The organism is Streptomyces sp. LN549, from assembly GCF_043203805.1.
Lineage (GTDB): Bacteria > Actinomycetota > Actinomycetes > Streptomycetales > Streptomycetaceae > Streptomyces.
In genome coordinates, this window is the sequence record NZ_JAZHRI010000002.1 from 2,144,704 (window position 1) to 2,166,056 (window position 21,353).

A 21,353-nucleotide genomic window follows, 5' to 3' on the forward strand; every position below is an offset into this window, starting at 1 on the left:
CGTTCCCGGACCTCACACCGAACGGCGCGCGACCAGCGCCGCACTGAGGTGCTGCAGGTCCGTGGGGCGGGCCGGGGAGAGACCGGTCAGCCGGCCGATGCGGCGGATGCGGTAGTCGACGGTGTTCGGGTGGACGTGCAGCGCGGCCGCCGCCGCCCTGCGGTCCAGGCCGTGGGCGAGGTACGTCTCCAGCGTGTGCAGCAGCTCCGGTTTCGCCTCCAGTGGCTGGAGCAGCCGCGCCAGCCCGTGCAGGGCCGCGCTCGGTCTGCTCAGCTGGTACTCCAGCAGGACGTCGGCCAGCCGGTACAGACCGGCGGGCCGTCCGGTGCGGGCGACGAGGTCGACGATCTCGGCGTTACGGGCCACGGCGGCCGGCACCGCCGCCGGTTCCGTGGTCTCCGCGGCCGCGACGACCGGGACCCCCGCGGCCCGGGTGGCCTCGGCGATCAGGGCGCACAGACCGCCCGGCCCGCTCCACGGCGGCGGCTCGGCGACGGGCAGCAGGACCGTGCCGCCGGTCTCGTCGAGGGCGGTCAGCGCGGGCGTACCGGCGAACCGGTCCAGGGCCGTGCGGATCCGGCGGATCTTGCGGCGGGCCGCCACCCCCGTACCGGGGCCCGGCGCCTGACCCACCTCGTCGTCGTGCGGGCCGAGTGCGAGCGTCATCGTCAGATACCGGGCGGCCGGGCGCAGTCCGGTGCGCCGGGTGAAGCGGTCCAGGTCCTCGCCCGTCAGCAGGGCCGCCATCAGGGCGTGCCGGCCGCCGTGTTCCTGGCTGTCCAGGATCTGCCGGGCCTCCAGATAGGCCCCGCTCACCGCTGAGGTCAGCTGCTGCTGGAGAACCATGATGCGGTTCATGATCTCCAGTACGGCCGGCAGGTCCGCGGGCCCGGCGTCCCGGGCGGTCTCCTCCCAGCACATCCCGATACCCACCTGGTACGCGGTGAGGATGGAGTCCAGCGGAACGCCCTCCTCGGCCCGCTGGGCCGCCGAGTCGCGCTGCTGGGCCAGTTCGGCGTCGGTGGCGGGTCTGCGGTGTTCGACGACATCGGCGAAGAGCCGCAGATTGTGCTGGACGATGTCCGCGATGTCGCCCGCGATCTCCTCGTGCGGCAGTTCCGCATAGACCGGCAGATCGCTGAGCAGCCGGGCGACGACGCGGGCGGTCAGGGCGGGGGCGCGAGCCCTCAACTGGGCCGCCACCGGGCGGCCGCCGATGCACAGCGGCCGCTGCGCATCGGCTCTCCGGTCCATGTGTTCACCCGTCACGGCAACATGCCCTTTGTCATGCGTCACAAAAGCCCCCGCGGAAGTCTGCGTTACCCACCAGTTAAACGACGGCGTTCGAGTCTGCATGATGACCGGCGACACCCGCCATGCCCCCACCATCGGAGGTCGCCATGAACTCGCCCCGCAACAATGCCTTCTGTCGGACCGTCAGAACTTCCGTGACAGCCCTCGCCCTGGCCGGACTGGCCGTCGGGACCAGCGCCTCCGGCGCCTGGGCGGCAGGCGAGGACACCACGTCGTACGTCGCGCTCGGCGACTCGATGGCCTCCGGGCCCCTCATCCCGGACATCACGGGCCCGGTGGCCTGCGGCCGCTCCACGCACAACTACGCGCACGAGCTGGCCGCCGGCATCGGCGCCTCGCTGCGCGACGTCACCTGCAGCGGCGCCAAGTCCAAGCACATGACGGAGAAGCAGTCGCTCTCCCTGCTCGACATCCCGATGGGGTCGGCGCCGCCCCAGTTCGACGCCCTGCGCGCGGACACCGACCTGGTGACCCTGACGATCGGCGGGAACGACGCCGGTCTGGTCGGCATCGCGCAGGACTGCATGACGCTCGACCCGACCGCCACCCCGTGCAAGGACAAGCTGACCGAGGGCGGCGTCGACCAGGTGGCGCAGCGCATCGCGGAGTTCGCGCCCCGGCTGGCAGCCGTCCTGGACGGGATCCACCAGCGTTCGCCGCAGGCCCGCGTGATCGTCACCGGCTACGGGCTCTACATCAAGCCGGGCGGCTGCTGGCCGCTCCAGCCCGTGCTCCCGGTGGACGCCGACTTCCTCCAGGGCAGCGTCGACCGGATGAACACGGTGATCGCCGAGCAGAGCGCGGCCCACGGCGCCGAGTACGTCGACGTCGCCACCCCCAGCAAGGGCCACGACGCCTGCCAGGCCCCCTCGGACAAGTGGGTCGAGGGCTACGTGCCGACCGCGGCAGCCGCCCCGCTGCACCCCAACCAGCAGGGTGAGGCGGCCTACGCCCGCATCATCGGCGCGCACCTCCAGGGGAGCTGACCCGTGCGGCAGCGGCTGCTCCACGGCCTGCTCGCGGCGGCGCTCGGTGCAGCCGCCCTCCTCGCCCCGCCCGCCCATGCGGCTCCGGCGGGCCACCCTCCGGAGCGGGGCTGCGACCCGCTGGCACCCGTCGAGTGCCTGCTGCCGTTCCCCGACGACTGGTACACCCGGCCGGACCCGGACACCGACACGGGCCGCCGGGTGGACTTCAGCACCGCCGCGCTGCCCCGCGCCACGACCGGGCTGCCCATCGACCCGGCCGCCTGGAACCGGGCCGACGGCTTCTCCCCCGGCTCCACCCTGATCGCCCAGGTGCCGGACCTGGACCTGGCGGCCACCGGTGCGGCGCCGCTCACCGGCATCGGCCGTTCCCTCGACCGGGACGCCCCGGTCGTCCTCCTGGACACGACGACCGGTGAGCGGTGGCCGTACTGGGCCGAGCTCGACGCCAACGCCGCAGACCCCGCACGCCAGGCGCTGCTGATCCACCCCGCCCGCAATTTCCGGGACGGCCACCACTACGCCGTCGCCCTGCGCCACCTCAAGGACGGTGCGGGCCGCACGATCCCGGCAGCCGCCCCGTTCGCCGCCGTCGCCGGCAAGCGGCTCCCCGCCCACGATCCGCTGCGCGCCCGGCAGGACCGGCTCCGCCCCGCCCTCACGGCCCTGCGCAGGGCCGGGGTCACGACCGAAGGGCTCCATCTGGCCTGGGACTTCACCGTCGCCTCCACCCGCAGCCTCACCGGCGACCTCTTCACGATCCGCGACGACGCGTTCCGCCGCCTCGGCAGCCGCTCGCCCGGATTCACCGTCACCGGGGTCACCGACTTCACCGCCGCCCAGGATCCCCGGATCGCACGCGAGGTCACCGGGCAGATCACCGTACCCAGCTATCTCAGCCTGCCGGGCGGCCCGCCCGGCTCCGTCCTGCACCGCGACCGCGACGGCGTGCCGCGCCGGCTCCCCCTCAACACCCAGCTCGCCACGTTCCGTTGCGAGATCCCCCGCTCGGCCTTCCGCACCCCCTCCCACCCCTCCCTCTACGGACACGGGCTGCTCGGCTCCCGCTCCGAGGTCGGCGCGGGCAACGTCAAGGACATGGCGGCCGAGCACAACTTCACCTTCTGCGCCACGGACTGGACCGGCATGGCCAAGGAGGACATCCCCGTCGTCCTCGGTGCCCTCGCCGACCCGAACCTCTTCCCGGCCGTCCCCGAACGCAGCGAACAGGGCATGCTGAACGCCCTGTTCCTCGGCCGCGCCCTGATCCACGCCAAGGGTCTGGGCACCGACCCCGCGTTCCGCACCGCCGGCGGCCGTCCGCTCGTCGACACCCGGCACGGTCTCGCGTACGACGGGAACAGCCAGGGCGGCATCCTCGGCGGCGCCCTCGTCGCCGCCTCGCCCGACATCCGGCGCGGGGTCCTGGGCGTCACCGCCATGAACTACGGGCTGCTCCTCAACCGCAGCGCCGACTTCGCCCCCTTCCAGCAGGTCCTGGACGTGGCCTACCCGGACAAACTGCACCAGCAGCTCGTCCTCCAGCTGTTCCAGATGGTGTGGGACCGAGGCGAGACGAACGCGTACGCGAACCACCTCACCGACCACCACCAGGTGCTGATGCACATCGCCTACGGGGACCACCAGGTCGCGAACGCGGCGGCCGACGTGGAGGCGCGAACGATCGGTGCCCGCCTGCAGGCCCCCGCGCTCGCCGCCGGCCGGAGCCCGGACACCGTCCCGTACTGGGGCATCCGCCGCATCGCCGCCGGCCAACTGCCCTACCGGGGCTCGGCCATGACCGTCTGGGACAGCGGCACCCCCACACCCCCGCTCACCAACACCCCGCCCGCCGGGCCCGATTACGGCCACGACCCGCACGAGGATCCCCGCAACTCGCCCGCCGCACGTCAGCAGAAGGCCACCTTCCTGACCACCGGCCGTGTCATCAATGTCTGCGGCACCACCCCGTGCACCGCCACACCGACCTCCTGACGCCCCCCCTCCCCGCCGGGCATGACCTCCCGCGGGGGACAGACAAGGAGCACCATGCGTACGCACCGCATAGCCGGAGCCGCCGTCGCGGCCGCCCTCCTCGCCGGTACGGCACTGGCCCCTTCCGCGCTCGCCGCACCGCCCGCCGCCTCGGCCACCGCGCAGGCCGCGGTCCCGTTCACCTCCGCCGGCGCCGTGCGCGCGGCCGACGGCGGCCACACCCTCTCCTGGGCCTCACCGGCCGCCTCGGTGACCGTCACCGCCGTCACCTCCCCCGACGCCGCCACCGGCATCGCCCTCGGCACGGCCCCCGGCACCGGCTCGCTGACCGTCCCGGCCGGAACGCTCCCGGAGGCCGGGCGCTGGTACTTCCGGCTGGTCCCCGACGGCGGCAGCCCCCTCGTCGTCGCCGACCGCTCCCTCGGACTGGCTTCCGCCCGCAACTTCCGCGACATCGGCGGCTACCGCACCACGGACGGGCGCTGGGTGCGCTCCGGCCTGGTCTACCGCTCCAACAAGCTGAACAGCCTCACCGACGCCGAGCAGCAGCGGCTGGTCTCCCAGCGCCTGACCCTCGACGTGGACCTGCGCAACGTCCAGGAGCGCAACGACGCCCCGGACCGGCTGCCCGCGGGCGTGGCGTACCAGGTCGCCGACGTCGTCTCGCTCAGCCACGGCATCCGTTTCCACGACTCGGCGCTGATGACACTGGCCGAGGCCATCGCGGCCGGCCTCTTCTCCGGCTCGTCCGACCTGGGCCAGTCCATCGGCTACCCGTTCATGGTCAACTTCGTGGGCGCCGACTACGCGTTCCACGACCTGGTCACCGCCGTCGCCACGAACACCTCGGGCGCCACGGTCTTCCACTGCAGCGCCGGCAAGGACCGCACCGGCTGGGGCACCGCCGTCCTGCTCACCCTGCTCGGCGTCCCGCGGGCCACCGTCGAGGCGGACTTCCTCGCCAGCAACCAGTACACCGGTGATCCGGAGGCCGTCGAACTGAGCTGGCTGCGCGCGGCGTTCGCCGAGGTGGACCACATCTACGGCGACTTCGACACGTACGTACGCGAGGGTCTGAAGCTCGACGCGGCGACCGTGGAGACCCTGCGCGCCAAGCTGCTGACCGGCTGACCGGCCCGCCCGGTCAGTACCCCGGGTAGCGGCCGGGCGGCCACTCGACCGGGTGCTCGAACTCCAGGGACAGGTCGTCGGCCACCTCGGCGATCACCGCCCGTCCCTCGGTGAGCACCAGCCACGACGGCGGAAGGTACGCGTCGCCGTGGCGGGCGCCGAGCAGATTGCCGCAGACCGCGCCGGTGGAGTCGCTGTCGCCCGAGTGGTTGACCGAGAGCAGCAGCGCCTCGCCGGCCTGGCCGGCCTCCGGCAGGGCCAGGGCGCAGTACACGGCGATGGCCAGGGCTTCCTCGGCCACCCAGCCCGCTCCGAGCGACTCCACCTTCTCTGCGCCCGGCGCGCCCTGCGCGGCCAGCTCGACGGCGCCGCGCAGGGCGGCGGTCGTCTCCTCGTGCCCGGGGTGGCGGGCCAGCAGGTCCATGGCCCGCAGGACGGATCCGGGCAGGGAGTCGCCCTCCAGCAGATGGGCGACGATCGCCGCGAGCGCGCCGGCGGCGTAGGCGCCGGTGGGGTGGCCGTGGGTGATCTGCGCGCACCGGGCGGCGAGAGCGAAGCTGCCGGCCGCGTCCCGGCCGGTGAGGCCGAAGGGCGCGGAGCGCATGACCGTGCCGCAGCCCTTGGAGTCGGTGTTGACGGGGCCCGGCTCGCCGACCGGACCTCGCGGGTCGGGGATGTGCCCAGCCGCGAGGCCGGTCAGGCAGGCGTTTCCGGGGGCCCGGCGTGCGTACAGCCAGGGCTGCTGCCTGAGCCATCCGCTGCGGACGGGGTCCTGTGCGTCGCCGGCCGGCGGCGCGGGATGGTTCTGGGTGTCCAGCCAGCGCAGGTAGGCGTTCTTGATGATCGCCGTCTCGGCGCCGCCGATCCCCCTGGACATGGCCCGGGAGTGCGCCCTGATCAGCCCCTCGGCCGTGAAGAGGGTCATCTGGGTGTCGTCCGTGACGCGTCCGACGACCCCGTCCTCGTCGGCGGTGAGCCCCCGCACGCCCTGTTCCCCGTGCGCCCGGCGGATACCGGTGAGCGACAGGAACTCCACCGGGTTGCCCAGGGCGTCCCCGATCGCACCGCCCAGCAGACACCCGCGGACCCGGGCCCTGCGGACTGCTGCGTCCCCCCGTGCTGTGCCGTTCACGGCCGTCCACCCACTCTCTTCCGTCGGAACACCGCACTCGCGCCGTCGCGGGTCCATGCTGGTAGGAGAGGCGATGGCCATGCGTACCGGTAGTGAACCGACGACCGCCCGCAGTTCTCTGCGGATGCGGCTCTGGCTGAGTCTATGGGGCCTGGCCTGGGCCGTCTTCGGATTGGCGGCGTTCACCTGGACCGGCAGGCCGGGGTGGGCGGCGGCCTGCGGGGTGCTCCTCGTGCTGGTCCTGGTGGATCTGGCCGTGATCGTCCACCACCTGCACCAGGGCCCGCATTACCAGCCGGGCCGAACAATCCCGCCGTACGAACCCGATCACGGCGGGCGGGGGCGTTACGGTCACTGAGTGCCTGCGGCCTCAGCCCTCCGCTTCGAAGCGGGCCGCCTTCAGATACTCCGGGTTCGGGTCCAGCGCCGCCGCCAGCCGGAAGTGGCGCGTGGCCCGCTCCGGATGACCGGAGCGCTCGAAGGTGCGGGCGAGGGCGAAGTGCGCGAACGCGTTGTCCGGCTCCCGCTCCAGCACGAGCTCGAACTCCAGCTCAGCGGGGCGCAGTTGGGCGGCAGCGAAGAAGGCCCGGGCGCGCAGCAGCCGGGCGGCGGTGTTCTCCGGGTGGGAGGCGATCACCGAGTCGAGCAGCTGCACCGCGCCCCGGGGGTCGCGCGCGGCCAGCAGCTGCTCGGCCGCGCGGAAATCGATGACGTGTGTTTCGGGGTTCCTCTCGGGCACAGTCGAATCCTTCCCTCGTCCACCGTCAGATGAACGTCTGCCCGGCTGCCGGTGTTCCGGCCCGGGTCAGCCGGCCGCGGCCCGCCGGGTCAGCTCAGCCCAGACCGAGCGGACCTGCGGTTCCAGGGCCTCGATCGGCCCGTCGTTGTCGATGATCAGGTCGGCCACCGCGCGCCGCTGTTCCCGGGTGGCCTGCGCGGCCATCCTGGCGCGCGCCTCCTGCTCCGTCATCCCGCGCAGCCGTACGAGGCGGTCGAGCTGGGTCTCCGGCGCCGCGTCGACCACCACGACCAGGTCGTAGAGAGGGGCGAGGCCGTTCTCGGTGAGGAGCGGGACGTCGTGGACGACCACGGAATCGGGGCCCGCGGCACGCTCCAGCTCGGCGGAGCGGGCGCCCACCAGCGGGTGGACGATCGCGTTCAGGGCGGCGAGGCGCTCACTGTCGGCGAAGACGATCGAGCCGAGCTTCGGCCGGTCCAGCGTGCCCTCGGAGGTGAGGATGCCGGTGCCGAACGCCTCGACGACGGCGTCGAGCCCGGGGGTGCCGGGCTCGACGACCTCGCGGGCGATCCGGTCGGCGTCGATGAGGACGGCTCCGTAGCCGGCGAGCATCCGGGACACTTCGCTCTTGCCGGCGCCGATACCACCGGTCAGGCCCACTTTCAGCATGGGCGGCAGCCTAGTGCTCTGCCTGCGGCGCTGCGGAAAGTGGGTCCGGCCGAGGTCAGCCGTCGCCTTCGCGCTCGGCCAGGAACTTCTCGAACTCGAGGCCGATCTCGTCGGCGGACGGGAGGTCCACCGGCTCGGCGACCAGGTTGCCCCGGGTCTCGGAACCGGCGACCGCGTCGTACTGGTGCTCAAGACCCTCGACCAGCGAGACGAGTTCCTCGTCGCCCTGATCGATCTGGCGGTCGATCTCCGTCTGGGTGCGGTGCGCCTCGGTGCGCAGGGAGTGGGCGACGGCCGGCAGGACCAGTCCGGTCGCCGCCGTGATCGACTCCAGCGCGGTGAGCGCGGCGTCCGGGTAGGCGGAGCGGGCGACGTAGTGCGGTACGTGGGCGGCGACACCGAGGACGTCGTGTCCGGCTTCCATCAGCCGGTACTCGACGAGGGCGGCGGCGGAGCCGGGTACCTGCGCCTCGTCGAACGGGCTGCGGTGACCCGGCATGAGGTCGGTGCGGTTGCCGTGCGGGGTGATGCCGACCGGGCGGGTGTGCGGAACGCCCATCGGGATGCCGTGGAAGGTGACGGCGAGACGGACACCGAGCCGCTCGACGATCTGCTCGACGGCGGCGGCGAACCGCTCCCACTCCACGTCGGGCTCGGGACCGGACAGCAGCAGGAAGGGCGCACCGGTGGCGTCCTGGACCACCCGGACGTCCAGCGTCGGGGTCTCGTACGCCGCCCAGCGGTCGCGCTTGAACGTCAGCAGGGGGCGCCGTGCGCGGTAGTCGACGAGACGGTCGTGGTCGAAGCGGGCCACGACCTGGTGGGGCAGCGATTCGAGCAGCCCGTCGACGATCTGCTCACCGGTCTCACCCGCGTCGATGTATCCCTCGAAGTGGTAGAGCATGACCAGGCCGGCCGACTCCTGGGCGAGCGCCATGTCGACGACAGCCAGGCCCTTCGGCTCCCATTCGTACAAACTCTGCGGATCAAGCACGGTTACCGCTCCTCCTTGTGTTCCTGAAGAAGAACGTCCCGGGGGGCACGGGCATTCCCACCCGTGCCCCTTCACATGGTGTTTACCCAAGTACCCGCGTATGCAGTGCCGTGACCGCCTTCCGTGCGGAGGTGAACGCTCCGTGCTGCCAGGCGTCCGCGTAGCTCAGGTAGTCACCGGCGAAGTAGACCCGCCCTGCTGCCTGGTTGAGCGGTGCGAAGACCGGGGCGTCGGGGCCGCCCGACAGGGAGTGCCAGGACGCCTCCAGGTACGGAGTCTGCCGCCAGTGGTGGGAGAACGAAGTGGCGAGTTCCGTACGGTACTTCTCCCCATGGATCTTCACACCCTGCGCGACGGCCCGCGCCTCCCGCTCGCGCGGGGTGAGGGCGGCGTACGAGTCGGCGTTGGAGCCGGTGTTGTAGTACCCGATGATGGTGCCGCGCCGGCCCTGGTGGCCGTAGGACGGATACCAGATGTGGGCGAGATCCATGTCCGTCTCGGTGATGCCGCCGTAGATCTGGTGGTCGCTCTCCCACCAGCGGCTCTTGTACTCCAGCCCTATCTTCCCGGCCGAGGACGGCTTGCAGGCCTCGAGTGCGGTCTGGACGGCCGGGCCGAGGTTGTGGGCGGTCTTGGCGAGGATGTTGGGCGGCAGGGCGGCGACGCAGTAGTCCGCCTCGATGCTGCGGGTGCGCCCGGACTGGGTGTAGGTGACGGTGACGCCGTGGGCGGTGTCGGTGATCTCGGTGACGGCCGCGCCGGTGCGGATCCTGCGCTCGCCTATCGCCCTGGTGAGCGCGGCGGGTATCCGGTCCATGCCGCCGACGGGCTGGAACATCAGCATCGCCTGGTCGTACTCGAACTCGAAGGCGAAGTAGCGCCCGACGCCGCTGGCGAAGACCTCGGAGGCGGAGGGGACGGAGCCCAGTTCCTCTCCGGGGGTGCCGGCGGCGGCCGGGTCGACGCGGTAGCCGCGCCGGGGGCTGCCGGTGTAGTCGAGGGTGTCGCCGATGTCGCCGAAGTCCTTGAGGAAGTCGAGCAGCCGCTCCTGGTCGTCGGCGGTGATCTGCCGGTCGAGCGCACCCTTGTCGGTGGCCTTGGAGAGGAGTTCGGCCACGTAGCCGTACACGTCGGCCTTGGCGGTGCGGTATCGCGTCGGGGCCTTCATGCCCGACCTCTCGTTGTAGATGTAGGCATTGGCATTCACATTGGTGAACACCTCGATGGGAACGCCGAGTTCGCGGCAGTAGTCGAGGGTGACCATCCACTGCGGAATCCGGCCAGGTCCGGCGTTCATGTACTGCCCGTCGGAGAACTGTGCCGTCTGCTTGACGCCGTGGATGTCGGTGGTGGAATCCCCGCCGCGCACGGTGAAGTTGCGGCCGCCCGTGCGACTGCGGGCCTCCAGGACCGTACAGTCGTAGCCCGCCTTGCCGAGCTCGTAGGCGGTGGCGAGACCTGCGATGCCGCCTCCCACGACGACCACCTTGGCGGCGGCCCTGCCCTTCAGGTTGAAATCGCCCTTGCTGGGGGCGCGGAAGGCTGGTTCGCGGCCTGCGGCCTGGGCGGTGGGGGCGAGACCGAGCGCCCCCATGGTGGCGAACATCGCCCCCGCCCCGCCGGAAAGCCCGACATTGCGGAGGAAGGTGCGGCGGCTGGCGCCCGGCGTCGCGGGCGAGTGGTGCGAAGCGTGAGTCATGTCCCGGCTCCCCTTCGGATCTTGAGGTTGCGGGGATCCTGGCAAGGGTGTGTTACGGGCCGTCAGCCATTCGTGTATCCCACACGTTTCCCTGTGTTCACCCCGCCCACCACGTCCGCGAGCAATGGTCCAGACCTTGACATGTCCCCATCCCGCCCCTACCGTCACTGGGCAGCAAGTTCAGACACTCGCCCCACATTCATGTATGAGAACGTCCTGAACCCCTCACGGGAAGGCACCCCATGCGCACCCGCACGCTGTTCCCCGCCCTGCTGGCCACCGCCCTCGCCACCGGCGGCCTGGCCCTCGCCACCGCCACCACGGCCGGTGCCGCGACGGTCATCGAGGTAAGCACCGCCGCCCAGCTCAAGTCGGCGCTCACGGCGGCCGCTCCCGGCGACACGATCCACCTCGCGGACGGCACGTACACCGGCAACTTCAAGGCGCTCGTCCCCGGCACCGCATCGGCACGCATCACCCTGACCGGCTCCGCCGCGGCGGTCCTCACGGCCGGCGGCGGCTACGGGCTGCACCTCAACGGCGCCTCGTACTGGACCGTGCGGGGCATCACCGTCACCGGCGGCCAGAAGGGCATCATGGCCGACGGCGCCAACGGTGTCGTGATCGACTCGGTGACCGTGCACGACCTCGACATGGAGGGCGTCCACTTCCGCAAGTCCAGCAGCGACGGCGTCATCCGGAACTCCCGGATCTACGACACCGGGCACGACGGACGCGGCATGGGCGAGGGTGTCTACGTCGGCACCGCGGGCGACCTGTCCGACAGGAGCGACCGGGTGCAGATCCTGGACAACACGATCGGGCCGGGCGTCGGCGGCGAGAACGTCGACATCAAGGAAGGCACCACCGGTGCGCGCATCGTCGGCAACACCTTCGACGGCAGCGGGCTGACCGGCGCCAACTACGACGACTCCTGGGTCGACGTGAAGGGCAACGGCGTCCTGGTCGAGGGCAACCACGGCTCCCGTACGACCAACAACGGCTACGAGACCCACACCCAGCAGAGCGGATGGGGCTGCGGGACCGTCTTCAAGGACAACACCTCGGACCTGTCCGGCGCGACGGGCGACAAACGGCTCGCAGTCAATGTCACCAACTACGGCGCGAGCTGCCTCACCACCGTCTACGCGAGCAACACGGCGACCGGCGGCAACGGCCTGACCAACATCACCGTCACCCCGTAGGGATCCCGTCGCGGAAAACGAATGAGGCCCGCCCCCCGAAGGGAGCGGGCCTCACCGTCATCTACTTACTGCAGCCGATGACCGGCCGGAAGGTCGGAGCGTCAGCTCTGGCCGCCCGCCAGCTTCTCGCGCAGGGCAGCCAGGGCCTCGTCCGACGCCAGGGCGCCGGAGTTGTCCGCGGACTCCGAGGAGTACGAGCCGCCACCGCTGCCGCCCGAGGCAGCCGGAGCGCTGCCGGCCGGGGCAGCAGCGCCCTCGGCAGCAGCGGCCTCGTCGGCCTCGCGGGACTTGATGACCTGGGCCTGGTGCTGCTCGAAGCGCTGCTGCGCCTCGGCGTACTGGGTCTCCCAGACCTCGCGCTGAGCCTCGAAGCCCTCGAGCCAGTCGTTGGTCTCGGGGTCGAAGCCCTCGGGGTAGATGTAGTTGCCCTGGTCGTCGTACGACGCGGCCATGCCGTACAGCGTCGGGTCGAACTCGACCGAGGCCGGGTCGCCACCGAAGGACTCGTTGGCCTGCTTCAGCGAGAGGCTGATGCGACGACGCTCGAGGTCGATGTCGATGACCTTGACGAAGATCTCGTCGTTGACCTGGACGACCTGCTCCGGGATCTCCACGTGGCGCTCGGCCAGCTCGGAGATGTGGACCAGGCCCTCGATGCCCTCGTCGACGCGCACGAACGCACCGAACGGAACGAGCTTGGTGACCTTACCGGGAACAACCTGCCCGATCTGGTGCGTGCGGGCGAACTGCTGCCACGGGTCTTCCTGCGTCGCCTTGAGCGACAGGGACACGCGCTCGCGGTCCATGTCCACGTCGAGAACCTCGACGGTGACTTCCTGGCCGACCTCGACAACCTCGGAGGGGTGGTCGATGTGCTTCCAGGACAGCTCGGAGACGTGCACGAGACCGTCGACGCCACCCAGGTCCACGAAGGCACCGAAGTTGACGATCGAGGAGACGACGCCGGAGCGGACCTGACCCTTCTGGAGGGTCGTGAGGAACGTCTGGCGGACCTCGGACTGGGTCTGCTCGAGCCAGGCACGGCGGGACAGGACCACGTTGTTGCGGTTCTTGTCCAGCTCGATGATCTTGGCCTCGAGCTCCTTGCCCACGTACGGCTGGAGGTCGCGGACGCGGCGCATCTCGACGAGCGACGCCGGCAGGAAGCCACGGAGGCCGATGTCGAGGATGAGACCACCCTTGACGACCTCGATGACGGTACCGGTGACGATGCCGTCTTCTTCCTTGATCTTCTCGATGGTGCCCCAGGCACGCTCGTACTGAGCGCGCTTCTTCGAGAGGATCAGGCGGCCTTCCTTGTCCTCCTTCTGGAGAACCAGGGCCTCGATCTCGTCGCCGACCTTGACGACCTCGTTCGGGTCGACGTCGTGCTTGATCGAGAGCTCGCGGCTCGGGATGACACCTTCGGTCTTGTAACCGATGTCGAGGAGAACCTCGTCGCGGTCAACCTTGACGATGACACCGTCAACGATGTCGCCGTCGTTGAAGTACTTGATCGTCTCGTCGATCGCCGCGAGGAACGCGTCCGCGTCGCCGATGTCGTTGACCGCAACCTGCGGAGTGGTGGCGGTGGTCTCGGTGCTGCTCGTCATGTGGGAAAGGGCTCCGGTACGGACAGTGAGTCGAAGTTACTGCTACGCCGTGAGCCCGTATCGCCTCTGCAGAAGCCGGACAGCCTGGGAAGCGCCGATCCCGTGAACCGGGAGGCGCCTCTCGTGAACCGAGGGGACATACATACAGATGCGAGCGCGGCCTGCTAGGTCTGAGGCGCGCAGGCTCGCAGCGCAACTTGTAGCATACGGGGGCAGCAGGGCACGGTCAATGCGCGAAGGCGCACACCAGGGGCGGAACGACCCATACCCGGCACAACTCAGGTTCACCGAGGCCACATCGGCCCCGGGGATGTTCCGGACACGCGGGTTCCGTACTCACGGGTCCCCCCCGGTACGTACCGCGTACGACGGGGTGAAGGCAAACTACAACGACGGACACGATGAGCCAAGAGATCTACGCGGCCGAACCCGAGGCGACACGCCGCAGCGCCGGCGAGGCCGAGAGCAGCCGGGCCAGCCGCGGCTGGTGGGACCGGAACGCGGACGAGTACCAGAACGACCACGGCGGCTTCCTCGGCGACGACCGCTTCGTCTGGGGCCCGGAAGGGCTCGACGAAGCCGAAGCCGGTCTGCTCGGCCCCGCGGAGTCACTGAAGGGCCTGGACGTCCTGGAGATCGGCGCCGGTGCCGCGCAGTGTTCGCGCTGGCTGGCCGCTCAGGGCGCCCGGCCGGTCGCCCTCGACCTCTCCCACCGCCAGCTCCAGCACGCGCTGCGGATCGGTGAGGGCATCCCCCTGGTCGAGGCGGACGCCGGGGTGCTGCCCTTCCGGAACGGCTCCTTCGACCTGGCCTGCTCCGCCTACGGCGCGGTGCCGTTCGTCGCCGACCCCGTCCAGGTGTTCCGCGAGGTCCACCGGGTGCTGCGCCCCGGCGGCCGCTGGGTCTTCTCCGTCACGCACCCGGTCCGCTGGGCCTTCCCGGACGAACCGGGGCCCGAGGGCCTGTCCGTCGCCGCCTCGTACTTCGACCGCACGCCCTACGTCGAGCAGGACGAGCGGGGCGACGCGGTGTACGTGGAGCACCACCGGACACTCGGCGACCGGGTGCGGGACGTGGTGGCGGGCGGCTTCCGCCTGGCCGACCTGGTCGAGCCGGAGTGGCCGGCGTGGAACAACCAGGAGTGGGGCGGCTGGTCGCCGCTGCGGGGCAATCTGATCCCGGGGACCGCGATCTTCGTCTGCGTACGGGACTGAGACACCTGCCGGTGCGGGAGGCGGCGCCCCGCCGTACGAGACTGGGGGCGTGATCCGCACCGACGCCCTGGACCAGCTGCCCGTCCGCACCGCCGTGCCCGCGCTGCGGCGGGCACTCGACGACCGCGGGGTCGCGGTGCTGTGCGCGCCGCCCGGCACCGGCAAGACGACCCTCGTCCCGCTCGTCCTGGCCGGCCTGACCGGGGACGGTCCGGTGCGCCGGGTCGTGGTGGCCGAACCGCGGCGGATCGCGGCCCGGGCGGCGGCCCGGCGGATGGCGTGGCTGCTCGGCGAACGGACCGGCGAACGCGTCGGGTTCACCGTGCGCGGGGAGCGGGTGGTGGGGCCGGACACCGTCGTCGAGGTGGTCACCACCGGGGTGCTGCTCCAGCGGCTCCAGCGCGACCAGGAGCTGGCGGGCGTCGACGCGGTGATCATCGACGAGTGCCACGAGCGCCATCTGGACGCGGACACGGTGGCCGCGTTCCTCCTCGACGTACGGGCGGCGCTCCGCCCCGACCTGCGCCTCGTCGCCGCGTCGGCGACCACGGACGCACAGGGCTGGGCACGGCTGCTCGGCGACGCACCGGTGATCGAGGCGCAGGGCGTGTCACACCCGGTGGAAGTGGTGTGGGCCCCGCCCGTCCGGCCGGTACGGCCGCCGCACGGGATGCGGGTCGACCCGGCCCTGCTGACCCATGTCGCCTCCGTGGTGCGGCGGGCGCTGACCGAGCGGGACGGCGACGTGCTGTGCTTCCTGCCCGGCGTCGGCGAGATCGGCAGGGTGGCCGGGCAGCTGTCCGGGGTGGCCGCGGAGGTGCTCCAGGTGCACGGGCGGGCCCCGGCCGCGGTGCAGGACGCGGTGCTGGCGGGTTCTTCCGGGGGGCGGCGGGTGGTGCTGGCGACCTCGGTGGCTGAGTCGTCGCTGACCGTCCCGGGGGTGCGGACCGTCGTCGACTCGGGGCTGGCCAGGGAGCCGCGCACCGACCATGCGCGGGGGCTGAGCGCGCTGACGACGGTACGGGCCTCGCAGGCGGCGGGCCGCCAGCGGGCGGGCCGGGCCGGGCGTGAGGCTCCGGGGACGGTCTATCGCTGCTGGGAGCAGGCCGAGGACGGGCGGCTCGCCCGGTTCCCCTCCCCCGAGATCAAGGTGGCCGATCTGGCGGCGTTCGCCCTCCAGGCGGCCTGCTGGGGCGATCCGGACGCCACGGGACTCGCGCTGCTGGACCCGCCGCCGGCCGGTGCGATGGCCGCGGCCCGCGAGGTGCTGACGGCGGTCGGCGCGGTGGCGGCGGACGGGCGGGTGACCGACCGGGGCGTACGGATGTCCCGGCTGGGGCTGCATCCACGGCTGGCCAGGGCGCTGCTGGACGGCGCGGCCGAGGTCGGCGGGCGGCGGGCCGCGGAAGTGGTCGCGCTGCTGAGCGAGGAACCACCGCGGGAGTACGGGGACGACCTGGCCGCCGCGTTGCGTACCGCACGGCTGGGCAAGGACGGTTACGCGGCCCGCTGGCGCCAGGAGGTGCGGCGGCTGTCCTCCTCATTGAAGGGGGCCGGGTCCGGCGGTCCCGGTCCGGACGATGCCGCCGTGGGCCTGGTGGCCGCTCTGGCGTTCCCCGAGCGGGTGGCGCGGGCCCGGGGCGAGGGGACGTTCCTGATGGCGTCCGGCACGGGTGCGGAGCTGCGGGACGGCTCGCGGCTGCGCAGCGCGCCGTGGCTGGCGGTCGCGGTCGCGGACCGCCCGGCCCACGCGGCGTCGGCGCAGGTCCGGCTCGCCGCCGTCATCGACGAGGACACGGCACGGCTGGCTGCGGGGCATCTGCGGTTCGCGGGCGAGGAGGTCCGCTGGGACGGCCGCGACGTGGTGGCCCGCCGGGTGGAGCGCCTCGGCGCGGTCGAGCTGTCGGCGCGCCCGCTGAAGCAGCCGGATCCCGCGCTGGTGCGCGAGGCCCTGGTGGAGGGGCTGCGGAGGGAGGGCCTCGGGCTGCTGCGCTGGAGCCGCGACACGGGGCAGCTGCGGGAACGGCTGGCCTTCCTCCACCAGGAGCTCGGTGGGCCGTGGCCGGACGTCTCGGACGAGGCGCTGCTGGACCGTACCGAGCAGTGGCTGGAGCCCGAGCTGTCACGGGCCCGCCGCCGCTCGGACCTGGCCGGGATCGATGCGGGGCAGGCGCTGCGCAGGCTGCTGCCGTGGGCGACCGGTGAGGCGGCCCGGCTGGACGAACTGGCCCCGGAGCGGATCGAGGTGCCGAGCGGTTCACGGATCAGGGTGGAGTACGGCGGGCCCCAGCCCGTGCTCGCGGTGAAGCTCCAGGAGCTGTTCGGCCTCCAGGAGACCCCTCGGGTGGCGGGAGTCCCGGTCCTGGTGCACCTGCTCTCCCCGGCAGGTCGTCCGGCGGCGGTGACGGCGGATCTGGCGTCGTTCTGGCGGGACGGCTACAAGGCGGTGCGGGCGGAACTGCGCGGCCGCTATCCGAGGCACCCGTGGCCCGAGGACCCGACGACGGTGGAAGCGACCCGGTTCACGAAGGCACGGCTCAGGCGGGAGTAGGTGCCGGGTCCGGGACGCGGTCCGGCGCGGCCTGCGACTGCGCCTCGCCCGGCCGCCGCGAGCGCGCCTCCAGCCACAGCGAAAGGGCCAGCAGCCCGCCGCCCAGGACGAGGAAACCCCAGGGCAGGTACGAGGTCAGCAGCAGGACGAGCAGTCGCTGGGACTTGACCAGGTCGACGATCGAGACGATGTAGTCCTCGCGCATCTTCACATGCCCGGCGAACACGGTGACGGTGTCCTGGGCCATGCCCATCGCCTTCGCGTTCCGCAGCTCCTCCTTGTGGATCTCCTCGCCGTTGACCGGCGCCCCGGTGACGGGGTCGACCCAGAACATCCGCTTGGTGGTGTACCAGCGGGTCATGCCGGTCTCCGCGATCTGCGCCGGGGTGATGCCCTTGATCGGCATCGTCTTGGGCATGGGGACCTTGGTCCACGGGATGGTCTGCTCGAAGTAGTAGACGTCCATGCCGCGGAAGTTGCGTGTGCCCCCGTAATGGATGGGCGAGCTGGTGCGGGTCTGGGCGTCGAAGTACTCGTAGTCGCGCTTCTCCGTGAGGAAGGGCCACTTGAACTCGATGCCCTCGCGGCTCACCGGGTCGCCGTCGACCGATTCGCCCGTGGCGTGGACCGGGTCCTGGCTGTGAGCGTCGAAGATGTAGCGCTCGGGGATCTTGGAGACCATCTTGCCGTCGGGGCCCTGCACATAGGAAAGCGCGTCCCACACGACGACATCACGGCCGGCGCTGCGCTCGATCTTCTCGGACTCCTCCACATTGCCCTTGAGGGTCTGCACGATGGTGATCTTGTCGACCTTCTCGGCCTTGAGGGTGCTGTAGTCGAGGAGGGTCGCGGGCTTCGCCTCCAGCACCGTCTCCTGGTACTGGTTCGGCGGGATCTTCGCGAGCCGCGGGAACGCGTACCAGCGCAGCAGTGGCGACAGCGCGGCGAAGAAGACGGCGAAGGCCAGGAGTACGAGGCTGGCTCGGCGGCGCATGGGGTGTCCTCCCTCTGCATTCCGTCCGCGTTCCGTGGTGCGGACGGTGACTTCTCGGTGCGGACGGCTACTTCTTGGGGCCCGGGACGGTGGTCAGCAGGGGTTTGGGGGAGGTCTCGCCGGGTGGTGCGCCGATCGCACTGACGGTGAGTACGAGGGCGAGGGCGACGGCCAGTCCGATGGCGGCGGCGACTAGGGCGCGCATGCTCGGCCTCCCGGAGGCGAGTAACTGATGGGTCGTCAGGGCTGGGGCACCGTAGCAACCGGGGGGCGAGATGAGAACACGTAGAACAGTCCCTTGGCCGGGTGCCGGCCAAGGGACTGTTCGGGGCATGGTGGGCCCTGGTGCGCGTGGGTCAGGCGGCAGGGGCCTCGACCGTGAGCTCGATGACGACGGTGGCGCCGCCCTCGGTGGTCAGGCGCAGCTTGTACGTGCCCGCGGCGCCGTCGGCGTAGATCTTCGGCAGGGTGAGCTTGCCGTCGGCGTCCGTGGTGAACACGAGGGTGCGGACCGGGTCGCCGTCGTCGTTCGTGAAGTACGGGCCCTTGTCGTTCTCGACCGGCTCGCCCCCGTCGGTGATCATGGTGGCCGTGACGGCGACCCGGCCGGCGGCCGCGCCCTTGTACGTGGCCTCGGCCGTGACGTCGGCGAACGTCTGGCCCGCCACGGCGGTCAGTTCCGCGGTGCCCGTCCTGGCGATGGCGTCGGCCTGGCGGGCGGTGACGGTGGCCGCGTACGTGACGGCGGGCAGCGAGGTGCCGGTGGCCGTCGCACTCACGCTGAACCCGCCGGTCTTCTCGCCCGCCGTCAGCACCGGTGCGGTGACCGTGCCGTCGGCCCCGGTGACGAGGGTGACCGTGCTCTTCGCGCCGTCGAACGTGGCGTCCGTGTCACCGACGACGGTGAAGGTCACGGACACCTTGGCGAGCGGAGTGCCGCGGTCGCTCTTCGCCCGGACCTTGATCCGCTCGGCGAAGGCGTCGCCCGCCGTGGCGGTCAGCTCTCCGGTGCCCGCGTTCTGCACGGCGGCCAGGACCGGGGACGGGGTGGGATCGGGCGTCGGGGGAGGCGTCGTCGGCGTGCTCGGGTCGGTGGGCGTGGGGCTCGGCTTCGCCGGGGGCTTCGGCGTAGGTGTCGGGGTGGGCGTGGGCGTCGGCGATGTCGACGGGGTGGTGCGCGGGGTGTCGGTGTCGACGTCCCGGTGGGTCCCCGTACTGGTTTCGACCGGCAGGACGCCCGTACCGTCCGGCACCTCGTGGGTGCCACGGTTGTAGTACTCGAACCAGGTACGGACGGTACGCAGGTACTCGTCCGAGTGGTTGTAGCTCAGAACCGCCCGGTCCAGGTCGGCGGCGAGCGACAGGTCCCGGGAGCCGGCGCAGAGATAGCGCCCGGCGGCGAGGGCCGCGTCGTAGATGTTGTTGGGGTCCTTACGGCCGTCGGCGTTGCCGTCCTGGCCCCAGGTCTCCCACGTGGACGGAATGAACTGCATCGGGCCGACCGCCCGGTCATGCGTCGAGTCCCCGTCGTAGGCGCCGTTGTCGGTGTCCTTGATCAGGGCGAAGCCCTGGCCGTTGAGGGCCGGGCCGAGGATCGGGGAGAACGTGGTGCCCTGCGCGTCGACGCGGCCGCCGCGGGCCTGGCCCGACTCGACCTTGCCGATCGCGGCGAGGAGCTGCCACGGCAGCCGGCAGGCGGCGTCCGTACCAGCGACGGCCTGCTGGGCCTTCTTGTACGCCGCCAGGACAGAGGCCGGAATGCCCGATTCCGCACTGCCTGTCACGGGCAGATTGACGGAGGTGCCCGGCTTGTTGGGGGTGTTCAGCGGCGGCAGGTCGGTGAAGTAGGGCGAGTTGCCGGACGCGGCACCGTCACCCGAGGGCGTCGAACCGGCAGTCGGCTGGTTCGACTGGTCGCCCTCCGACGCCACCAGGGGTGAACCGGGGCCCTGCGAAGCGGTGAGTGCCGCCACAGCGGCGGCGGCCACGGCAGTCGTGGTCGCCCCCCTGCGCAGTCGGCGACCGAATTGCGCTGCCATAACGTGTGGGCCCTCCCCGTCGTCGGCTGTCCGCGCTCCCCTGCGCCTGGACTCAGGCGACCCTACGGCAACTTGTGCCGCCCGAACACAGCGGCCGGACCGCTTCTTACCGGTTTCTCACCTTCCGGCCAGCACGTTGTCCAGTTCGCGAGGGGTCCGTGACGGCGGCTCACGCATACTTCCCCCATGCCGTTCACGCTCAGTCACGCCGCAGCCGTCCTCCCCGGGATCCGCCGCAACGGAACGAGCCGCGGACCGCTCCTCGCCTCGGCTCTCGTCGCAGGCTCGTTCGCCCCCGACATGACGTACTACGCGGACAGCGCGATCCCGGGCGCCATGGAGTTCGGGCAGGTCACGCACGCGTGGTGGGGGGTGTTCACGGTGGACGTCCTGATCACCGCGGCGACCGTGGCACTGTGGCTGCTGCTGCGCGAACCCCTCGTGGCACTGCTGCCCGCCACCTGGCAGGGGCGCGTGCACGCGTGGGTCCGCGGAGCCCGGCGCCCACCGGGACAGGGGCGGCGGGGGCTGCGGGACGCTGCGTGGTTCGTGGTGTCGGCCGTCATCGGTGCCGCCACACATGTCGTCTGGGACGCCTTCACCCACCACGACCGGTGGGGGGTGCGACTGGTGCCCTTGCTCGGGCAGAACACCGCCGGATACCCGGTGTTCCAGCTGGTGCAGTACGGCAGTTCGGCCCTCGCACTCACCGTGCTCGTGTGGTTCACCGTGTCGGGACTGCGCCGCACCGGGGCCCCGCCGGCACCGGCGTCCCTACCCGTCCTGGACCGGCGGGCGCGCTGGTGGACCTGCGCGTTCCTCGGACTGTGCGTCCTGCTGGGCATCGTGCACCGCTGCGCGCGCTGGTACGCGTACTTCGGACACGTGGACACACCGCTCGACATCATTCCGACCGCCTGCTTCGGCGCGGGCGCCGGGCTGGCGGTCGGACTCGTGCTGTACGGGGCGTGGATGCGGCTCCGGAGCCGGGGCGCCGGCACACCTACACCTGCGCTCCCCGTCGCCGGTCCGGCCCGGGACACGAGCCGGACCGGCGACCGAAGGACCGGCGCCTGAA

The 21,353-nt window shown here is 71.8% G+C and carries 18 protein-coding genes; 8 read left to right on the forward strand and 10 right to left on the reverse strand.

Translation table 11 applies throughout. From position 1 onward, the window contains the following. Positions 1-12 precede the first annotated feature (12 nt). On the reverse strand, positions 13-1,254 hold the full coding sequence (locus tag SH922_RS09460) for a PucR family transcriptional regulator (protein ID WP_393056883.1): 1,242 nt from the start codon (positions 1,252-1,254) through the stop codon (positions 13-15). Positions 1,255-1,400: 146 nt separating this feature from the next. On the opposite strand from SH922_RS09460, the gene SH922_RS09465 reads away from it, so the two are divergent. From SH922_RS09465 to SH922_RS09475, 3 genes are read left to right on the forward strand one after another with little or no spacing between them, the layout of a single operon-like run. Then, positions 1,401-2,300 carry an SGNH/GDSL hydrolase family protein gene (locus SH922_RS09465; protein WP_393056885.1) on the forward strand — a complete coding sequence of 300 codons (900 nt, stop codon included), beginning with the start codon at positions 1,401-1,403 and terminating at the stop codon, positions 2,298-2,300. Positions 2,301-2,303: 3 nt separating this feature from the next. Beyond that, positions 2,304-4,295 (forward strand): hypothetical protein, encoded by a 1,992-nt coding sequence (locus tag SH922_RS09470; RefSeq protein WP_393056887.1) that lies wholly within the window; start codon positions 2,304-2,306, stop codon positions 4,293-4,295. 54 nt (positions 4,296-4,349) lie between these two features. Next, the gene (locus tag SH922_RS09475) at positions 4,350-5,426 is read left to right on the forward strand and encodes a tyrosine-protein phosphatase (protein WP_393056889.1); all 1,077 of its coding nucleotides are present in this window, start codon (positions 4,350-4,352) and stop codon (positions 5,424-5,426) included. Between the two features lie 13 nt (positions 5,427-5,439). Here the strand turns inward: SH922_RS09475 and SH922_RS09480 are convergent, their stop codons facing one another. Then, a complete protein-coding gene (locus tag SH922_RS09480) occupies positions 5,440-6,615 on the reverse strand; it encodes an ADP-ribosylglycohydrolase family protein (protein ID WP_393056891.1) in 1,176 nt (391 codons plus the stop codon). A 22-nt stretch (positions 6,616-6,637) separates the two neighbouring features. Here SH922_RS09480 and SH922_RS09485 point away from each other — a divergent pair, with 22 nt between their 5' ends. Continuing rightward, the gene (locus SH922_RS09485; protein ID WP_393056893.1) at positions 6,638-6,916 is read left to right on the forward strand and encodes a DUF6343 family protein; all 279 of its coding nucleotides are present in this window, start codon (positions 6,638-6,640) and stop codon (positions 6,914-6,916) included. A 12-nt stretch (positions 6,917-6,928) separates the two neighbouring features. Here the strand turns inward: SH922_RS09485 and SH922_RS09490 are convergent, their stop codons facing one another. The 4 genes from SH922_RS09490 to SH922_RS09505 form a co-directional block, all read right to left on the reverse strand. After that, complete coding sequence (locus tag SH922_RS09490; RefSeq protein WP_385282548.1) at positions 6,929-7,297, reverse strand: tetratricopeptide repeat protein; 369 nt, start codon at positions 7,295-7,297, stop codon at positions 6,929-6,931. Positions 7,298-7,363: 66 nt separating this feature from the next. Further along, complete coding sequence (coaE, locus tag SH922_RS09495) at positions 7,364-7,966, reverse strand: dephospho-CoA kinase (protein ID WP_393056896.1); 603 nt, start codon at positions 7,964-7,966, stop codon at positions 7,364-7,366. A 55-nt stretch (positions 7,967-8,021) separates the two neighbouring features. Next, positions 8,022-8,960 carry a PAC2 family protein gene (locus tag SH922_RS09500; protein WP_393056898.1) on the reverse strand — a complete coding sequence of 313 codons (939 nt, stop codon included), beginning with the start codon at positions 8,958-8,960 and terminating at the stop codon, positions 8,022-8,024. 82 nt (positions 8,961-9,042) lie between these two features. Continuing rightward, positions 9,043-10,566: a flavin monoamine oxidase family protein gene (locus SH922_RS09505; RefSeq protein WP_393063505.1), complete on the reverse strand. Its 1,524-nt coding sequence runs from the start codon at positions 10,564-10,566 to the stop codon at positions 9,043-9,045. Positions 10,567-10,901: 335 nt separating this feature from the next. Between SH922_RS09505 and SH922_RS09510 the strand changes: the two genes are divergently transcribed. After that, positions 10,902-11,864, forward strand: a complete 963-nt coding sequence (locus SH922_RS09510; RefSeq protein ID WP_393056900.1) for a right-handed parallel beta-helix repeat-containing protein — start codon at positions 10,902-10,904, stop codon at positions 11,862-11,864. Between the two features lie 101 nt (positions 11,865-11,965). Here the strand turns inward: SH922_RS09510 and rpsA are convergent, their stop codons facing one another. After that, positions 11,966-13,477 carry a 30S ribosomal protein S1 gene (gene rpsA, locus SH922_RS09515; RefSeq protein WP_124267717.1) on the reverse strand — a complete coding sequence of 504 codons (1,512 nt, stop codon included), beginning with the start codon at positions 13,475-13,477 and terminating at the stop codon, positions 11,966-11,968. 401 nt (positions 13,478-13,878) lie between these two features. Here rpsA and SH922_RS09520 point away from each other — a divergent pair, with 401 nt between their 5' ends. After that, the gene (locus tag SH922_RS09520; RefSeq protein ID WP_393056903.1) at positions 13,879-14,691 is read left to right on the forward strand and encodes a class I SAM-dependent methyltransferase; all 813 of its coding nucleotides are present in this window, start codon (positions 13,879-13,881) and stop codon (positions 14,689-14,691) included. Positions 14,692-14,740: 49 nt separating this feature from the next. After that, positions 14,741-17,242, forward strand: a complete 2,502-nt coding sequence (gene hrpB, locus SH922_RS09525; protein ID WP_393056905.1) for an ATP-dependent helicase HrpB — start codon at positions 14,741-14,743, stop codon at positions 17,240-17,242. Here hrpB and SH922_RS09530 read toward each other — a convergent pair. The 3 genes from SH922_RS09530 to SH922_RS09540 form a co-directional block, all read right to left on the reverse strand. Next, positions 17,229-18,236 (reverse strand): DUF3068 domain-containing protein, encoded by a 1,008-nt coding sequence (locus tag SH922_RS09530; protein ID WP_393056907.1) that lies wholly within the window; start codon positions 18,234-18,236, stop codon positions 17,229-17,231. The genes hrpB and SH922_RS09530 overlap by 14 nt on opposite strands. Before the next feature lie 67 nt (positions 18,237-18,303). Further along, positions 18,304-18,441, reverse strand: coding sequence for an SPW_0924 family protein (locus SH922_RS09535; protein ID WP_393056909.1), 138 nt, complete (start codon positions 18,439-18,441; stop codon positions 18,304-18,306). Between the two features lie 151 nt (positions 18,442-18,592). Next, a complete protein-coding gene (locus SH922_RS09540; protein ID WP_393056911.1) occupies positions 18,593-20,275 on the reverse strand; it encodes a lytic transglycosylase in 1,683 nt (560 codons plus the stop codon). Between the two features lie 186 nt (positions 20,276-20,461). Between SH922_RS09540 and SH922_RS09545 the strand changes: the two genes are divergently transcribed. After that, entirely contained in the window at positions 20,462-21,352 is an 891-nt protein-coding gene (locus tag SH922_RS09545; protein ID WP_393056913.1) for a DUF4184 family protein, read from the forward strand. Position 21,353: the final 1 nt, after the last annotated feature.

Bases quoted from the DNA above. Each gene is read 5' to 3' on its own strand.
- SH922_RS09480 (WP_393056891.1), bottom strand. From the start codon at position 6,615: ATGGACCCGCGACGGCGCGAGTGCGGTGTTCCGACGGAAGAGAGTGGG.
- SH922_RS09545 (WP_393056913.1), top strand. From the start codon at position 20,462: ATGCCGTTCACGCTCAGTCACGCCGCAGCCGTCCTCCCCGGGATCCGC.
- SH922_RS09505 (WP_393063505.1), bottom strand. From the start codon at position 10,566: ATGTTCGCCACCATGGGGGCGCTCGGTCTCGCCCCCACCGCCCAGGCC.
- SH922_RS09460 (WP_393056883.1), bottom strand. From the start codon at position 1,254: ATGGACCGGAGAGCCGATGCGCAGCGGCCGCTGTGCATCGGCGGCCGC.
- SH922_RS09475 (WP_393056889.1), top strand. From the start codon at position 4,350: ATGCGTACGCACCGCATAGCCGGAGCCGCCGTCGCGGCCGCCCTCCTC.
- rpsA (WP_124267717.1), bottom strand. From the start codon at position 13,477: ATGACGAGCAGCACCGAGACCACCGCCACCACTCCGCAGGTTGCGGTC.
- SH922_RS09540 (WP_393056911.1), bottom strand. From the start codon at position 20,275: ATGGCAGCGCAATTCGGTCGCCGACTGCGCAGGGGGGCGACCACGACT.
- SH922_RS09485 (WP_393056893.1), top strand. From the start codon at position 6,638: ATGCGTACCGGTAGTGAACCGACGACCGCCCGCAGTTCTCTGCGGATG.
- SH922_RS09465 (WP_393056885.1), top strand. From the start codon at position 1,401: ATGAACTCGCCCCGCAACAATGCCTTCTGTCGGACCGTCAGAACTTCC.
- SH922_RS09535 (WP_393056909.1), bottom strand. From the start codon at position 18,441: ATGCGCGCCCTAGTCGCCGCCGCCATCGGACTGGCCGTCGCCCTCGCC.
- SH922_RS09530 (WP_393056907.1), bottom strand. From the start codon at position 18,236: ATGCGCCGCCGAGCCAGCCTCGTACTCCTGGCCTTCGCCGTCTTCTTC.
- coaE (WP_393056896.1), bottom strand. From the start codon at position 7,966: ATGCTGAAAGTGGGCCTGACCGGTGGTATCGGCGCCGGCAAGAGCGAA.
- SH922_RS09520 (WP_393056903.1), top strand. From the start codon at position 13,879: ATGAGCCAAGAGATCTACGCGGCCGAACCCGAGGCGACACGCCGCAGC.
- SH922_RS09510 (WP_393056900.1), top strand. From the start codon at position 10,902: ATGCGCACCCGCACGCTGTTCCCCGCCCTGCTGGCCACCGCCCTCGCC.